15 protein-coding genes are annotated in these 15,750 nt (G+C 27.9%); 4 read left to right on the forward strand and 11 right to left on the reverse strand.

Translation table 11 applies throughout. From position 1 onward, the window contains the following. The first annotated feature begins 5 nt into the window (after positions 1-5). Complete coding sequence (locus CLPA_RS09575; protein ID WP_003444349.1) at positions 6-581, forward strand: GDSL-type esterase/lipase family protein; 576 nt, start codon at positions 6-8, stop codon at positions 579-581. A 323-nt stretch (positions 582-904) separates the two neighbouring features. Beyond that, on the forward strand, positions 905-1,315 hold the full coding sequence (locus tag CLPA_RS09580) for a hypothetical protein (RefSeq protein ID WP_003444351.1): 411 nt from the start codon (positions 905-907) through the stop codon (positions 1,313-1,315). A 117-nt stretch (positions 1,316-1,432) separates the two neighbouring features. Here the strand turns inward: CLPA_RS09580 and CLPA_RS09585 are convergent, their stop codons facing one another. The 4 genes from CLPA_RS09585 to CLPA_RS22115 all read right to left on the reverse strand — a co-directional run bounded on the left by CLPA_RS09585 (position 1,433) and on the right by CLPA_RS22115 (position 6,236). Next, complete coding sequence (locus tag CLPA_RS09585) at positions 1,433-2,422, reverse strand: tyrosine recombinase XerC (RefSeq protein ID WP_003444353.1); 990 nt, start codon at positions 2,420-2,422, stop codon at positions 1,433-1,435. A gap of 958 nt (positions 2,423-3,380) precedes the next feature. Continuing rightward, positions 3,381-4,187: an ExeA family protein gene (locus tag CLPA_RS09590; RefSeq protein ID WP_003448320.1), complete on the reverse strand. Its 807-nt coding sequence runs from the start codon at positions 4,185-4,187 to the stop codon at positions 3,381-3,383. 15 nt (positions 4,188-4,202) lie between these two features. Next, complete coding sequence (locus CLPA_RS09595) at positions 4,203-5,465, reverse strand: DDE-type integrase/transposase/recombinase (protein WP_236900380.1); 1,263 nt, start codon at positions 5,463-5,465, stop codon at positions 4,203-4,205. A gap of 198 nt (positions 5,466-5,663) precedes the next feature. Then, positions 5,664-6,236: a DUF6431 domain-containing protein gene (locus CLPA_RS22115; protein ID WP_051803905.1), complete on the reverse strand. Its 573-nt coding sequence runs from the start codon at positions 6,234-6,236 to the stop codon at positions 5,664-5,666. 152 nt (positions 6,237-6,388) lie between these two features. Between CLPA_RS22115 and CLPA_RS09605 the strand changes: the two genes are divergently transcribed. Both CLPA_RS09605 and CLPA_RS21160 read left to right on the forward strand, forming a co-directional pair. Further along, complete coding sequence (locus CLPA_RS09605; RefSeq protein ID WP_051803911.1) at positions 6,389-7,780, forward strand: ISLre2 family transposase; 1,392 nt, start codon at positions 6,389-6,391, stop codon at positions 7,778-7,780. A gap of 282 nt (positions 7,781-8,062) precedes the next feature. Further along, a complete protein-coding gene (locus CLPA_RS21160; protein ID WP_155760369.1) occupies positions 8,063-8,212 on the forward strand; it encodes a hypothetical protein in 150 nt (49 codons plus the stop codon). Positions 8,213-8,652: 440 nt separating this feature from the next. On the opposite strand, the gene CLPA_RS09610 is transcribed toward CLPA_RS21160, so the two are convergent. The 7 genes from CLPA_RS09610 to CLPA_RS09640 form a co-directional block, all read right to left on the reverse strand. After that, positions 8,653-9,873 carry an ABC transporter permease gene (locus CLPA_RS09610; protein WP_003442373.1) on the reverse strand — a complete coding sequence of 407 codons (1,221 nt, stop codon included), beginning with the start codon at positions 9,871-9,873 and terminating at the stop codon, positions 8,653-8,655. Between the two features lie 13 nt (positions 9,874-9,886). Then, positions 9,887-11,008 (reverse strand): efflux RND transporter periplasmic adaptor subunit, encoded by a 1,122-nt coding sequence (locus CLPA_RS09615; protein WP_003442371.1) that lies wholly within the window; start codon positions 11,006-11,008, stop codon positions 9,887-9,889. 244 nt (positions 11,009-11,252) lie between these two features. Next, positions 11,253-12,089: a carbohydrate ABC transporter permease gene (locus CLPA_RS09620; RefSeq protein WP_003442369.1), complete on the reverse strand. Its 837-nt coding sequence runs from the start codon at positions 12,087-12,089 to the stop codon at positions 11,253-11,255. Between the two features lie 12 nt (positions 12,090-12,101). Continuing rightward, complete coding sequence (locus CLPA_RS09625; protein WP_003442366.1) at positions 12,102-12,956, reverse strand: carbohydrate ABC transporter permease; 855 nt, start codon at positions 12,954-12,956, stop codon at positions 12,102-12,104. A 37-nt stretch (positions 12,957-12,993) separates the two neighbouring features. Continuing rightward, positions 12,994-13,506 carry a hypothetical protein gene (locus tag CLPA_RS09630; RefSeq protein WP_003442365.1) on the reverse strand — a complete coding sequence of 171 codons (513 nt, stop codon included), beginning with the start codon at positions 13,504-13,506 and terminating at the stop codon, positions 12,994-12,996. Positions 13,507-13,526: 20 nt separating this feature from the next. Beyond that, positions 13,527-14,888: an ABC transporter substrate-binding protein gene (locus tag CLPA_RS09635; protein WP_003442364.1), complete on the reverse strand. Its 1,362-nt coding sequence runs from the start codon at positions 14,886-14,888 to the stop codon at positions 13,527-13,529. A gap of 303 nt (positions 14,889-15,191) precedes the next feature. Next, positions 15,192-15,497, reverse strand: coding sequence for a hypothetical protein (locus CLPA_RS09640; protein WP_034830050.1), 306 nt, complete (start codon positions 15,495-15,497; stop codon positions 15,192-15,194). Positions 15,498-15,750: the final 253 nt, after the last annotated feature.

The following is a 15,750-nucleotide window of genomic DNA, read 5'->3' on the forward strand; positions in this document are numbered from 1 at the left end:
GTGTGATGAAAAAAATAGTTTGTATAGGAGATAGTTTAACCTACGGATATGGAGTTAAGAAAAGTGAAAGATGGTCTTCAATACTTGAAAATGAAATCTATTCAGAAGTATTGAATAAAGGAATATGTGGTGATACAAGTACAGGAGTTTTAAGCAGAATTTATAGAGATGTAATTTTAAATAAAGCTAGTGAAGCAATAATTATGATAGGAACAAATGATTTTATATGGGGAGTTGCACAAGAACAGGTTAGGGCTAATATAGCAACTGTTTTATTTCATATGCTTAATTATAATATAAACTCCATTATAGCAATTCCAACACCAGTTTATAGTTCTTTGGCAGAAAAGAAATGGAAATCGGTTGCAAATTATGGTGGGAATTCTATTAATGATAATCTAAAAAAATTAGGAGTTTGGATAAAGGAGTTTTCTAAAGATTATACTATAAGAAATATAGATTTTAATTCTATGTTTTATAAAGAAAATGAGGAAGTTAATCCTATATATTATATTGATGGGTTACATTTAAATAGTATTGGTCATAAAAAAATAGCAAAAGAGTTAGTTAAAATATTATGATATGTATAATTTGGGTAAGTATATTATTAAATTTAAATATTAATAACGAAGAAGACTTAAGTGAAAATAATTTAAAATTTTTATTTTAGTTATATATTTACAGTATTTAATTTACTTAATAAATATTATGTAAATTAAAAATATGTAAACCTAAAATTTAAATTTCAAATTATACATATAAATCTATCACAAAAACAAATTATCAAAAACACATATAGTTTAAAATACCAAAATTTAAACTTAAAGTCTTGATAATTACTAATGTTTATGTTATATTTAGTTTTACTGTTTAAATTTAAAGTAAAGAAGGGTTAATGTATAATATGAGTAAAACGTGTATTTTTGATATTGAAAAAGCCTGTAATAACTGCGGCGATTGTAATATATGTGATTTAGATGTAAATAAAATTTGTAATAATTGTGGTAACTGCCTTGATTTAGATGGAGATAAAAAATCAATTTTAATAGATGGAATTATTGAAGATCCAGAAGAAATAGAAAAAATAGAAGAAGATAGCTATGACTATGATGAGGAAGATAGTTCCAGAGAAATTTTTAATGATTACGATGAAAACTACGTTAGAGATGAAAAAGACGATATACCAATGGATATAGAATTAATTGACGATATTGATGGATTGAAAGAAATATTAGAATCTTATAATGAAGATGAAGAAAGTAAAGTTATTGAAGAAAGATATCCTGGATTTTTTATTGTGAAAAAGAAAAAATAGACTTTGTTATATAAAGACAATATTTTTAGATAAATTTTATGTGGCTATCTAAGTTGATTACAGGTAAAAAGAAAGAAGTATCAGAATAAATATATAATTTCGATACTCCTTTCTTTTTTAAAGATCATTTAATGGATTTGATTTAACAGCTTCTCTTAATTTTTCATCATCCACGTGAGTGTATATTTGAGTTGTGGATACACTTTCATGTCCTAAAATTTGTTGAAGGCTTCTTATATCAACATCTCCATACTTATACATTAGAGTTGCAGCAGTGTGCCTTAGTTTGTGAGGAGTATATTTGTCAGAATCTAAGTTGGCTTTTTTTATGTACTTTTTTACTGTTATCTCTACAGTTCTTTTGCTTATTCTCTTATTATTTCTACTTAAGAAAAGGGCATCTTTATCTTCTTCTAATACCTTTGGTAATTGTTCTTTTCGTATATTTATATAGTTTTTGATTGCGTTAATACATATATGATTTAAATATACAGTTCTTTCTTTATTACCTTTACCGATTATAGATAGAGTATCATTTTTTATCTTTGATATATTTATGCCAACAAGTTCTGAAAGTCTCATTCCGCAATTTAAAAATAGTATCAATATACAATAATCTCTTTCTTCATATTTTTCACCCTTAACTGCATTTAAAAGAGCTTTGCTTTGATCTAGGCTTAAATATATGGGATTCCTACTATGAATTTTAGGAGATTCTAATTCTAAAGTAGGATTTTCTTTTAATATTTTCGCCTTAGAAGATAAATATTTGAAAAATGACTTTAATGTAGCAACTTTTCTTGCACGAGCATAATTGCTATTATTTCTAAAGTTTTCTGCAAAAGATATAAAGGCATATAAATCTGAAAGTGATATATTTTTAATAAATTCATCATCTATATCTCCAATAAATATTTCATTAAAGTCTATATCTTTTTTTACTTGACCTTTATATAATTTTAAAAATCGAAAGAATAGAATAAGATCAATTTTATAATTGTAAATAGTATTTTCTGATTTTCCTCGAATAGTTCCTAAATAATTTAAAAAGTCATTAACTTGTTTTGGTATAGTATTATCAAATAAATTTTTTATATTATATTTCATTAAAATCCTCCTAAAATATTGCTAATTTTAATCTAACTGCGTCAAATTCTTATTTTACGCATAAATAATTCGACGTGAGGGAGATAAAATCCTTCTTTTTTACAGTAATTTTTGTATTGGATTTATATAAATTTTTATTAAAAAAGTTTTTTATCGCACATATCAAAAGTAATTTTAAAAATTCTATTTCATTAAAATTTCAAGAGATTTGATTTTGGCCTATTGTAATAGAGATACATTGAAAATCGTTGAATTCTCCCCTATTCTGCTTCATTGATAATCAAATGATAACGGTTATCAATTATATTTTTAGGGTATATGTTTTAATTGGTAATTGAATTGGAAATTCAAAAATAAGCAGAATAATATATCTTAAAACAAACAATATTCTTATAATAAAATTTTAAATCATTTATCTAGATTTTTCAAATCTTATACTACGCACTAAAAATAGCATTTAAAAAAGAAAATTTAGATGAATTCTTAGTGTATAATTTTTGTAGGCAAAAGAGTTATTAAATACTACGAAAAATATAAAAGGAGATGCGAAAGCATCCCCAATACATAAATTATCCATTATAATGTTAATTGACAAGAAAAACATTAGGTGGGATAAATTATGTATAATATAAGTTTAAATGATGAGAACATAACTTTCAAGGGACTAGAGAAGAAAATATATGAATATGTGTGTAATTTAGCTTGTAGTATCATGAGAGAAACTTTAGTGTTACGCGTCAAATTATTTAATCCTTAAAAAGTCAAATTATTTCAGCCTAAAATTAGTAATAATGTGGTAAAAAATCAGTTTAAATAATCTTACTAATGGCAAATTAAGTCTCAAAAATCAAATTAAATAACCCTTTCTCCACAATATCCACAATGTATAAAATTCTAAAATTGGTCAATAAATATAGGCATAGAAAAACACTGCTCAGAATAAGCAGTGTAAAAAATTTTAAATTGTAAGATCAATTTCACTCTGAGATTTATAAACTGTATCTGAATTAATAGAAGTAAGTCTTTCATTAGCACCAGAGATAAGGCACATTCTCGTTAGAGAATTTAGTGGTCTTATAGCTCCATTAGTGCTTGAATAAATGAGTTCAAAAGCATCATCAGTAAAAATTGGTTCTGAACAGCCTGCGGCTTTTAGCATAGAAGTTATGTAGGGCTTACATTCATCATGCGTTAGCCCTTTTAAGCAATAATTCATTATGATTCGTTGACGTAGTGCTTCATGGACCTGCCTGCTGAGTTGAAGTAAAAAATTAGGTTGACCTGAAAGAATTAACATAGCATAATTCTTTGAGTCCATATGAAAATTAAATATTATTCTTAAATCATCAAGAATGGAATTGCTTAAAAATTGACATTCATCAATTATAATAACTGGAATTACATTTTTACTGTGGCTATAAGTGTATATAGACTCTTGTATTTGCTTAAACATAGTTACTTTTTTCTGAGCATGAATTATTCCAAGACCATCGCATAATGCTCTATAGAAGTCCATAACAGTTAAAGTGGAAATAGGAATGTATACGCACTTATATAAATTTGGATTTAGTGAATCTACAAAATTGCGGAGCAAGAAAGACTTACCAACTCCAGGCTCTCCAGTAATAACGCCAATCCCTAAAACAGATTTTAAAAATTCTAATCTATTCATTGCTTTAGAGAAATCCTCAGATTTAAAACTGTATTTTAAGTCAAGATTTTTATCAAAAGGATCAAAAGTTAAGCCATAAAAAGCTTTATACATAATATCAACCTCCGGTTAGTTAGCTTCAAAGGCAGAAAAATCAACAGAATTAGTATTGTTAGTTCTTCTGATTTTTGAATTATCAATTTTTTTAACAGGGAAAATAGTATCTTCAAGTTTACCATCCTGTGAAAAAATATAAGCTTTATCAATAGATGATGGATCATAGCGTATATTTATTTTGTCACCAACATATTTTAGTGGTACTTCAAATATTTTTGTACCTATAGATACTGTGGAGTCATTTTTTACAGTACGGAGTACTTTATATAAAAATAAATAGTCTAGTTCAGTTTTAGAATCAATAAATCTTATATTTTCAACATTAGACATGTACTTATCAATTGGTTTTTTGTTTATTGAGGAATGTATAGTGTTGTTATAACTGTTAACATAACCCGACAGGGATTCATTTAAAAGGTCTATAGATTTAAAATCATTCCAATTAATTGAATTCATCCATTGTTTTTGCATAGTTTGGAACCATCTTTCAATTTTGCCCTTAGATTGAGGGGAATATGGTCTTGCAAAACTTAAAATACTACCAAGAGCTGCACAAATCAAATGAAATTGCTCACTTTTATATATCTTTCCATTATCAACGAAAACTTTTTTAGGAATTCCCTTTGATGCTACCGCATCTTTAAATACAGACATAAGAGATAAAAGATCATCTTTAAAAAATGCTTTGCATCCTACAATGACTCTACTGGAATCATCTAAAAAAGCTATAATATAAGTCTTGAATTTTTTATCTTCTATAGTAAGGTAAGGACCTACAGATACGTCAGATTGCCAGCATTCATTGGAAAACTCAAATTCAAAGGCTCTTCTATCATCAGGTACAAGCTTTTTAGAACCTATCTTAGCCTTATTTATAAATCTAGTTACTGTTGACAGGGAAATACTAGTTTCACTTTCAAAACCTTTAGCTATAACTTCATGATATATGTACTTGGCAGTTTTTTTAGGTGAATTTAATTTACTGTTTATAATAAATTCTTTGGTTTCATTTGAAATTTTTCTGGAAGTACCTTTATCAGCTCTTGATTTTGGATATAAGCCATCAATACCATATTTCCTATATTGAACTAGCCATCCTTTGATTGTTGCAGGAGAATACTCTTTTTTCTTGCCGTTAGGCAGTGTATAAGACTTTGCTGCAATTTCTGCTAAATAATCTTTTACAGAAGCCTGAGTAAATGTATTGGTTATAATGGGTGCAATCAGAGAATAACGAAATAATGCTATCTTTTGATTAAATTCTTTTAATATCATTGATTATCAACCTCCTATTTTTATTAATAATTATGACTTAAAATCGATATTTAAACCGTTAAAGGTTGTGTGGAATTATACAAAAATTTTAGATAGAACAAGAGAAATGAGGACAAGATTGATATAAAAAGACATTAAAAAAGTGTGAAGTATTTAATTTGATAAAAAAGATAGATCTAATTTGTACCTATTAAATTATCATTTACAAAAGAAATACTTAGGCATGTGTAAAAAATAATCCAAGTTAAAATCGTGCCTTAAACGGCAAAAGATAATAATTTTTTTTATGATATCAATAGGTAATTTGCTATTTATGTTAGAATTATAGAATTTATACTGTGCAAAAAATAAACGAATACTCGATAATGAGCTTACTAGCCTATTTTTCCAAAATGATAGATCTGTTGTATTAAGAGATGAGTAGTTAATATTAAGAGATTTTATAAGAGTTAATATTTTACTAAAGGAATAACCTAGTTTTAGCATCATAATAATAGAAGTTAGAATAACTTCATAAGCATATTGCCTATAAGGAATAATAAAACTGGGTATAAGAGAATAGGTTTTACCACAGGATTGACATTTACAACGCAGGATGACTATCTTGTATGCACCTTTAAGGGTAATTAAGTTTCTATAATAAAATCCATGTCTGTACAGCTTACCTTCAAATCCACATGCTTCGCATCCATATTTACTTGGAAATTGATTAAACTTACAAAGTTTATTGTATTTTTTTATTCCGTAAGGCATTTTTACTATATTTATCATTATTATTTCTTCTCATAATTAAAAAATTTTCTCCTTACTAATTATCGTCAGATTAAATAATCTTATTCTTTTTGAGTCAGATTATTTAATCTGACCTATAAATTAAGTCTATAATAATTTGACTTTTTTGAATGTTTTTTAGCTTAAGTAAAATGCCTAATAACACTTTAGATCAGATTGATAAAAGATTGATGGATGAAAGAGATACCAGTTCCCTACGGGATAAAGGAAAAAGGCATACTTGCATAAAGACTATTATGGGCAATGTAGAAATTGACAGACGAATTTATGAATATAGAGTTGATGGCGGTAAAAAAGCGTATAAATACCTCTTAGATGAGTATTTAGAAATGGATACTATAGGACATATGTCTATGAACCTTGTTGAAAATATTTTGAGTAATGTTACTGAAATTTCATATAGAAAGACAGCTAATAATATAAAGCTCATGTGTAATCAAGATGTCAGTCACACGGCAGTGTGGAATGTTGTGCAAGGTTTTGGAGAAAAGCTTAAAGAAAGAGATGCAAGAAAGGTTGAGCTTAGCAAACAAGGAAAACTTTCTGGAGCAAAAGAAGTCAAGGTGCTTTTTCAAGAACAGGATGGAATATGGCTGAATATTCAAGGTAAAAATAAGCCTGTAAAGGGTAAAAACAAGAAAAAAGAATTGAAGTTAGGTATAAGTTATGAAGGCTGGAAAAAGCGTCATTCTAGTAAAAATGAATATGTTGTAGAAAATAAATTAGTCTGTGCAAGTTTTGGAGATGCTAAGACTTTTAAAGAGTTATCAAAAGCTACAGTTGAAGAAGTGTATAACGTGGATGAAATAGATACTCGTATAATAAATGGTGATGGCGCAGCCTGGATAAAGGCAAGTATTGAAGACGAAGGTATATATTATCAACTTGATCCTTTTCACAAGAGTCAAGCCGTTTTGAGAGCAGTAAATGATAAACAAGAAGCAAAAAAACTTATAGATTTATTACACAAAGGGAAAGTATCTGAAAGCTTGAATAGTATAGAACAATTAATGATAAAAAATAATGCTGATGAAAAAGAAATGAAGAAATTATCTAATTTGTACAATTACTTTGTAAATAATAAAGAAGGATTAATACCATATCATCTTAGGGAAGACATAAAGCTGCCAGAACCGCCCGAAGGGCTTGAATATAGACATTTGGGTACTATGGAACATAATATATGTGATGTATTGGCTCAACGAATGAAAGGCAGAAAAATGAGCTGGTCAATTAGTGGTGCAGAAAATATGGCTAAAATACAAGCAGAGAGATTTAGTAATAGACTTTATAAGAGCTTAGATGAACTATGCAATAGTGTTTTGACCAAAGAAAAATTTGATAAAATTGAAGAAATAATAGTTTTATCAGCTGCTGAAGTAAATAAAAATATTTCTAAATCTAAAACATATGCTGTACACAAGGGTAAGGTCCCATTTACAGGCTCCGCCATAACTAACGGAAGAAAAGCAATAAGAAGAATTTTTGAAGATAGATGTTTTAGTGAATTAGTTTATAGGTAAGAAAGAAATGGTAATAAAATACAAGGGGAAAATACGCCCTTTCGGGCTAAAAAACAAAACCCTTTTAATATAAAAAATTTGATTAAATTATAATGGTAAAATTTAGATAAGAAAAGTGCCAACGTAAACTTGACACAAACGATGAATTTAAAATAAAGATTATAAACTATATTTTATGGTATAATAATAGATGAAAATTATTGGTGTAGTTGATATAAAGGTTTACCCCTGTTATAAGGGAGCTATTGGTGAATAGAAGTAACCAATGAGGGGGTGAGCCTTATGGAGAAATACATAGGAGATGTAATCTTATCAGTAGCAATACTGATTGGGTTAATTATAATATGTAATTCTAAACACCCTATTGAAATACAATTAACAATAAAAGATTTGCATTTAAAGATAGGTTCCAAAAGAAAAGAAGATAAGTAGCTGTAACTACTTATCTTCCAATTAAATTTTATATCAACACTTGAAGCTAATAGCTCCCTTACCTTTATTATACCAAATTATTTCAAAAAATAAACATGGAGATGAAAATATTTTGATTATAATTTTGTTAATTTTAAATATGATAGTATGGTTTATTGCTATAGCGGCTATTAGAGGAAAAAATTTCGAATTAAAATATAAAAAAATATCACTAAAATGTAAAGTTTATAAAGATAATGAGTAACATTCTATAATAATAGGGAATGAATATTTATGCAGTATTAAAAAGTATTTTCCCGGAAAATTTTCTCATATCATTGTATTATTATACAAATTATTGTAGTTTATACATAATAATATGCAAAAATAAATATAAAACTTAACTATATTCACTTTTTATCAAGATAAATTTGTTTAGTTATACCTATTTACTTTCTAAATTATTTATTTTTCTTTTTTGACTTTAACATTAATAATAATTTTCCATCCACCATAAGAATAATAAAACTTATTATTTCCCCTAAAAGAATTATCTTTTCTATATTAGTTACATTAGTTATATACCTGTCATAAACATTACTAAAGCCACTTTCATTGGCATTCTTAAGCTGCATATTTTCGAAATAAGTTTTTCTATAAAAACTTATTTCGAAAATATTGTCATTTGGTAGATATTTATTATCAATGGTTATATTAAATTTTATTAGACTGAAAATTATAATTATACTGGCTAAACACAATAGTATCTTTGAAGAAGTAAAGAAAATTTCTTTCTTATTATTTCTTAATATCTCACCAAAATAATTAGTTTTAAGTTTCTCTTTAAAAAATGCTGCTAAGCTTTTAAAATATTTTAATGCTATTTTTATTAGAAGAATAATCCCGCAAATACCTATTATAAAATAGAATATTCGTGTATACTGAAAACTTATTTTCTTTAATGTTGTATAGTTAACTATATTGTATAAGGATAAGCCTCCTCCTAGCGTTCTGCTCAAATTATTATTAATATTCTTATAAGTGGTTTTTGCCGTTTCCCTAGTGGAAAATATATCCAAAAATAAACTTTCATTTTTATTCTTTGTGCTATAGGAGGTATAGGGAACATATACCCTTTCATAGGCATCTTCTGAGATGCTGTAAGCAAAAGATTGATTTTCTCTATATACGCCAACAATTTTGTAATTTTCATCATTTAAAGAAATAATGTTTCCAACTACTTTAGTGCTTTTAAATAGATCATTAGCCAAAACATCACTTATTACTACAATCTTATTCCCATTTTCTACAGATAAAAAGTCAATTTTGCCCCCTGCTATCATTTTATAAGGGTATAAACTAAAATAGTTTTCATCTGTTAACACCATTTTTGTTTTTGCTTTTTTACCAGGTGAATTACCGTATTTATTCTTTACATCACACAAAGTTTCCTTATAGCCTGTAAAGGTAAGTTCTTTATATTTTTCCTTTACTTTATTGAGGTCGTCAAAGGTTATACCGTTGTCCTTTGTATTCAAACTTTTACTTATTTTTTTGTATTCTAATATATTGGAAACATTTTTGTTTAAAGCTAAATTAAAATAAGTACTCAATATAATCAGCAGAATTAACACAATTAAACTTATTATGAATCTTAATTTTATCATTCTTCTTATATTCACAAAATCACCTCTACTAATTTCCCGTATCCAATTTAACTTCTGAGTTGTCATCTATAGCTTTAGAGGTGCTCATTACAATGCCAAGATTATTACTTGGAAGTGATCCTTCATCTTCCGGTTTGATGGAACAATTTTCATCATCGGAAGCTACCACCTGTACCTGAACCTTTTGAACATATTCATAATATCCTAAGGCCCCACCCTTTTGGCTTACAACATATATGTAATTCAAACCATTGTCTTCAGTCAAACAACTTTTTGGTATTACATTGTCATATCTTTTTGTATTGTCTGCAGTACTTATAATAACATTGTCATCTTCTTTAAGGTTTGGTTTACCATCTATACTAGCGGAAAATTCATATTCATTTGTTTGATCATTATATTGTTTTTGTAAAACGTTAGCGGTTAATTCTTTTGCCGAATTATTATTATCACTACTGGAGGTTATAATATTCACTTTATCACCTACTGCAATATTTTTTGCATCATTAGAATTATTAGTCCAATTAACGAGAAAATCAGGATGGCTTGCTACAATTTCAAACAATGGATTACCACCTGCTCCAGTACTGACACTGCTAAGTGATGATTTACTGGAATTTGAGCTTTCAGTTCCATTTTGTGAATTTACAGCTACTATTTTTCCATCTATATCTGACAATATACTTCCATCTGAAGTTAATCCTTTACGAATCTGTTTATATTTCATATTCTCTGTATCCAATTGAAATTGAAATTCTTTAATCTTATTCTCATCAGGATTAGGTAATTTTTTTAAAGCTTCTATTTGATTTTTAAGGTTTATTATTGTGGCTTTTTCTTCTCTTTCACTTAAAGTTATTGCATCATTATCTACTTTAGCTAAAATATCCCCCTTTTTAACATCTTGATTTATATTTACAAGAACGTCCTTAACATTCCAACTATTTATAGCATAAATTTTATGAGTATTTGCATATTTTATAGTTCCTTCCGTCTGATAATTATTTCCTATGGTTCCTGACTTCAAAGTAACTACACTAACTTCAGGAAGCAGCATATTCTTTATAGTTTTAGAAAAATATGTGCAGAAAACTATAATAGCAATGAAAATTATAATAATTATATTAATAGTCTTATTTCTTTTATTCATATAAATCCTCCTATTTTAACCTGACTAACTTGGCGTAAGTCTCCCACGCACTCTGTACAGCGATTTACACAAAATCAAAAAGAAGATTTTGGTTCTCTGCTTGCACTCTGTGAAAGCGACCAAATACAAAATAAATTTTGTTTTGTCTGCTTTTCTTCAAGTAGGAGTTCAACGCCAAGTAAGCCATGCATTCGTAGTTCTAAAATTCAGATGGGGTAAAAGAATCCCCACCTGAATTAAGAACTTACTTCAAATCAAGATGCTGTATTCCCTCCAGCAGCTGTTTTTCACCTTTTAAGAATATAAGTATTGATGGAATCATAAATAATACTCCTGCTGCAAAAGCTACTCTAAGCTCTGTTTCATTAATTTGTGATAAAAAAATAGACATTGGTTGTTTTGTATTTTCTAGTAAGATTAAAGGTTGTTCAATCATGTTCCAGTTATCTAAGAAACTGAGTATGGCAAGTGAAGCCACAGCACCTTTGCATTGAGGCAGTATAATTTTAAATAATATTTGAATATGATTAGCCCCATCAACTTTTGCTGACTGACACTGTTCGTCAGGAATAGATTTTATAAACTGGGTTAACAAGAATACACCAAAGGTTGAAAACATTCCTGGAAGTATTACTGAGGCATAGCTGCCTACTAAATTCATTTTTTTAAGAATAATATATATCGGTACAAGAGTTACCTGATAGGGCATTAGCATAAGTAAAATAAACATAAAAAATATAGGTTTATTAAATGGAAAATTTATCTTTGCAAAAGCATAAGCTCCTAAAACAGATATTAATATCTGACCCAAAACCGTAGGTAATGTAAGTATTATAGAATTCCAAAATTTCAATAAAAATTCCGGACTTCTAAGAAAAACTTCATAATATTGAATTAAGGTAAAAGAGTTAGGCACAATATGAAAGCTGTAATTTGAAAGTGACTGCTGAACCTCTCCAGTGTCCATAAATGAACTTGATAGCATATATACTACCGGAAGCAAGGCACAGACAGCAAAAACAATTAAAATTAAGTATTTACTTACTTTTAAAAATATGTTCTCTTTTACTTCTTTTATCATAATCATCCTTCCTTATACATCATATTTGTTCTGCAATTTAAATAAAAAATAAATGGAAATTGATATAAAAATAAAAACTATAACTGATGCGGTGGAAAGTCTTTGATAATTTAAATTGGCAAAATTATTGTTTATAAAATGCTGCAGCATATAAATGCTTGAATCAGGATATTGTCCTGAAAGCAGGTAGGCTTCTCTATAAATTTTCAATGAATTTATAAGTGAAATTATAAATACAAAGAATATGGTGGGAACTATTAGTGGTAAAGTAATATTAAAAAAAATCCCAACCTTTCCATAGCCGTCAATGGCTGCTGCTTCATAGTATTCCTTTGGTACATTGTTCAGTCCTGCAAGAAATATTATCATATTGTAGCCGCAATTTTTCCATACATAAAGTAAAACAAGAATAAAAAATGACCAGCCTGTACTAAGATAATCAGGCCCAGCAATTCCCAGCATAGAAAGCAGCTGATTCACAGTACCTGTATGGGCAAAGAATATCTGCCATACAAGCACTACAGAGGCTACAGGAATAACCAGTGGTAAAGTTAATATTGTTCTAAAGAAGGAACCTCTTTTTATCTTACTATTCAAAATAATAGTGATTCCTAAAGATATTATCATAACTAATGGTACACTTATTAAATTAAATAACAATGTATTTTTAACTGCTAATTGAAAGGCACTATTATTAAATAAATCTATAAAATTTTTAAAACCTACGTACTCTACAATTCCAGCTCCTTGTGTAAAGCAATACACTAAACTTATTATGAAAGGAATTCCAAAGAATAACAGAAATCCTATTATGGATGGAGCTGCAAAAATATATCCAATTATACTTTCACGTTTATTATAATTCACTATCGCTATTCACTCCCTTATTGGTTAAAAATAATGCTTAATTGAATATAGATACTATTACCTTTGAAGCTGTAACTGTGTCCCCATCTTTTTTAGTCCACACCTCTACAAACGAATTTTCTTTAATATCTGATATGGACCCAGCTGCATCTTTTGTATCTGTATTCTTGATTCCTTGGTTAGACACAGTTCTAACAATTACAGTAGTGTTGTTACTAAGTTCAAATGTAATCATATTTTTAGTCGCTGCTGATGATCCTTTTTTAGGCATTGATCCGTTTGAATTGTCTTTATTGTCTTTTTTTATCATTTTTATAATACTTATCTTATTTCCATCTATTTTTGCTACTAGTCCGTTTAGGGCTGCATCCTTTGCTTCGGAATCTGGTGATGCTGCATTGGAAGGTTTATTGTTTTCTGAATTTCCACTGGTTGTTGAAGATTGTTGGTTGCTAGGATTTTTATTTGTATTTGAACATCCTGCTGCAAGCATTAAAATAATCAGACTAATTACACTTATCACAATTTTTATATTTTTTTTACTTTTCATTATACATACTCCTTTTCCCTTTATTCATTAATATATAATTTGACTTTATTTTCTAAAGTTTTAACACATGTTTCATAAGATGATTTATCCTCAAAATAGGGAGTTAAAGATTCAATCATCATCTGATCTACTTCAGAATTAGGAATTACAGCATTTTCTATATTATTTGTTATCTTACCGTAATATTTTTGAAAATTATCAGATAATGGCTGTTTTACTATTTTTGTATTCTTATGAAAAGGCACTTGAAGAATACTATTTACTTCATTATTCATATAATGATCTTTCAAATTTTTTACAGCCTTCTTATTGACTGGTATAAAGGAAGGTAAATTAGGTGATGATTGTATATCATCAGAAATAGCAATCTTTATAAAGTTATATGCTGCTGATTTGTTTTTGCAATTTTTACTTATAGCTAAGGATCGACCAACAATAGCAGTAGCTTTACCTCCTTCTTTATAAGTTGGCATACTATTTATAATTTCTGTCTCTCCAATAACTTGATTTATCATAGATTCGTATACAAAAAAAGTGTCTCTTATATTAATAGGATCATTTGAAAATAGAGCATTTCCATTTTTTAAAGCTTCAAAGCCATCAATTCCAGAAATACCCGTAATATCTGATTGCTTTTTAGATGCATTATAGATTTTTTTATAGTTCTCTATTATCTCCTTAAACTCTGGCTTGTCAAAATATACTTTCTTATTGTTGTAATCAATAAACTCTTCACCACTGCTAGCTAAAAAGTCCTCTATATTCATTGGCGTGACAAAGAGAAATTTATTTTTATCACTATTTGCTGAAGTAATATATACATCCAGTGCCTTCATGAAATCTTTTTGAGAGTAGTTATCTTGTAAATTAATATTATTTTTTTTCAAAAGTTGTTCAGTAGTTATATATTGATTAACATAATAATCTAAAGGCATTAGTAATTGTTTGCCATTATACAAGCCTGCTTCAATAACTTTTGTATTGTAATCTTCTTTTTTGAAATCCTTATCCTTTTCTATAAGAGGTTTTAAATCCATAAGCATTTCCGATTTTTCTAGTTTTCTGGTACTCATATTGTCTAAATCTAGTATATCCGGACCGTCTCCCGCTAAAGTATCTGTAAGTAATTTTTTTGTATATTCTGCATTCCCAAAACTATCGTCAACTATCACCTTTTCAATCTTTATATTGGGATATTTCTTTTCAAATTCATTAATAACAGCTTCAAGTCGCTTATCATAATTTCCATTTTGTCCTGGAAGATAGATTTTTAAAGTATTACTTTCGTTGGAGTCTAAATTTTCCCTATGTATTACAGGATAAATACCTATAACTGATATAATTATTAGCAGGGGTACAAATAATATAATTTTTTTCTTCATTACTTCACCTTCTTAACATTTTTTCTTGCTATCTATATATTAGCAAAACAAACATTAAGATAACGTTAAGATGGTATTTTTAACTGTTAATTGAAAGGCACTATTATTAAATAAATCTATAAAATTTTTAAAACCAACATACTCTATATTTCAAGCTCCTTGTGTAAAACAATACACTAAACTTATTATGAAAGAAATTCCAAAGAATAACAGAAATCCTATTATGGATGGAGCTGCAAATATATATCCGATTATGTTTTCTCGCTTATTATAATTCACTATCTCCATTAACTTCCTTACTGGTTAAAAATAATCTTTAGCAGTAACTGTATCTCCATCTTTATTCCCCCACACATATACCAATGAACGTTCTTTAATATCGGATGCGGATCCAGCTGTATCTTTTGCAACTGAATTCTCCGCTCCTTTACCAGATACAGTTCGTACAATTGCATCTTTTGCCTCGTCATCTGATGATGCTGCATCTGGAGATTTATTATTTTGAGAATTGCCATTGGTTGTTGAAGATTGTTGATTACCAGAATTTTTATTTGTATTTGAACATCCTACTACGAACATCAAAATAAACATACTAACTACAATTATCACAATTTTTATATTTTTTTACCTTTCATTATACATACTCCTTCAAATAATAAGTTTATATTTTGTATAGATTAAGAAGAAATTTCCATTTTTCTAGTAGGGATTCCCATAGTCTAATATTTCGTAACTATTCAGCCACTATATATTGATTTTTATATTTAAAAAATCACAATATATAGTTAAATGATAGAGTGAAATTCAAAAATCATCACAGTATTTTGGGACTTTTTAAGGATTGGTATTATTTTACAAATAA

The sequence above is a fragment of the Clostridium pasteurianum DSM 525 = ATCC 6013 genome (assembly GCF_000807255.1).
Taxonomy (GTDB): domain Bacteria; phylum Bacillota; class Clostridia; order Clostridiales; family Clostridiaceae; genus Clostridium_I; species Clostridium_I pasteurianum.

Bases quoted from the DNA above. Each gene is read 5' to 3' on its own strand.
- CLPA_RS09575 (WP_003444349.1), top strand. From the start codon at position 6: ATGAAAAAAATAGTTTGTATAGGAGATAGTTTAACCTACGGATATGGA.
- CLPA_RS09590 (WP_003448320.1), bottom strand. From the start codon at position 4,187: ATGTATAAAGCTTTTTATGGCTTAACTTTTGATCCTTTTGATAAAAAT.
- CLPA_RS09630 (WP_003442365.1), bottom strand. From the start codon at position 13,506: ATGAAAAGTAAAAAAAATATAAAAATTGTGATAAGTGTAATTAGTCTG.
- CLPA_RS09615 (WP_003442371.1), bottom strand. From the start codon at position 11,008: ATGAATAAAAGAAATAAGACTATTAATATAATTATTATAATTTTCATT.
- CLPA_RS09635 (WP_003442364.1), bottom strand. From the start codon at position 14,888: ATGAAGAAAAAAATTATATTATTTGTACCCCTGCTAATAATTATATCA.
- CLPA_RS09580 (WP_003444351.1), top strand. From the start codon at position 905: ATGAGTAAAACGTGTATTTTTGATATTGAAAAAGCCTGTAATAACTGC.
- CLPA_RS09620 (WP_003442369.1), bottom strand. From the start codon at position 12,089: ATGATAAAAGAAGTAAAAGAGAACATATTTTTAAAAGTAAGTAAATAC.
- CLPA_RS09585 (WP_003444353.1), bottom strand. From the start codon at position 2,422: ATGAAATATAATATAAAAAATTTATTTGATAATACTATACCAAAACAA.
- CLPA_RS22115 (WP_051803905.1), bottom strand. From the start codon at position 6,236: ATGATAAATATAGTAAAAATGCCTTACGGAATAAAAAAATACAATAAA.
- CLPA_RS21160 (WP_155760369.1), top strand. From the start codon at position 8,063: ATGGAGAAATACATAGGAGATGTAATCTTATCAGTAGCAATACTGATT.
- CLPA_RS09605 (WP_051803911.1), top strand. From the start codon at position 6,389: ATGCCTAATAACACTTTAGATCAGATTGATAAAAGATTGATGGATGAA.
- CLPA_RS09595 (WP_236900380.1), bottom strand. From the start codon at position 5,465: ATGATATTAAAAGAATTTAATCAAAAGATAGCATTATTTCGTTATTCT.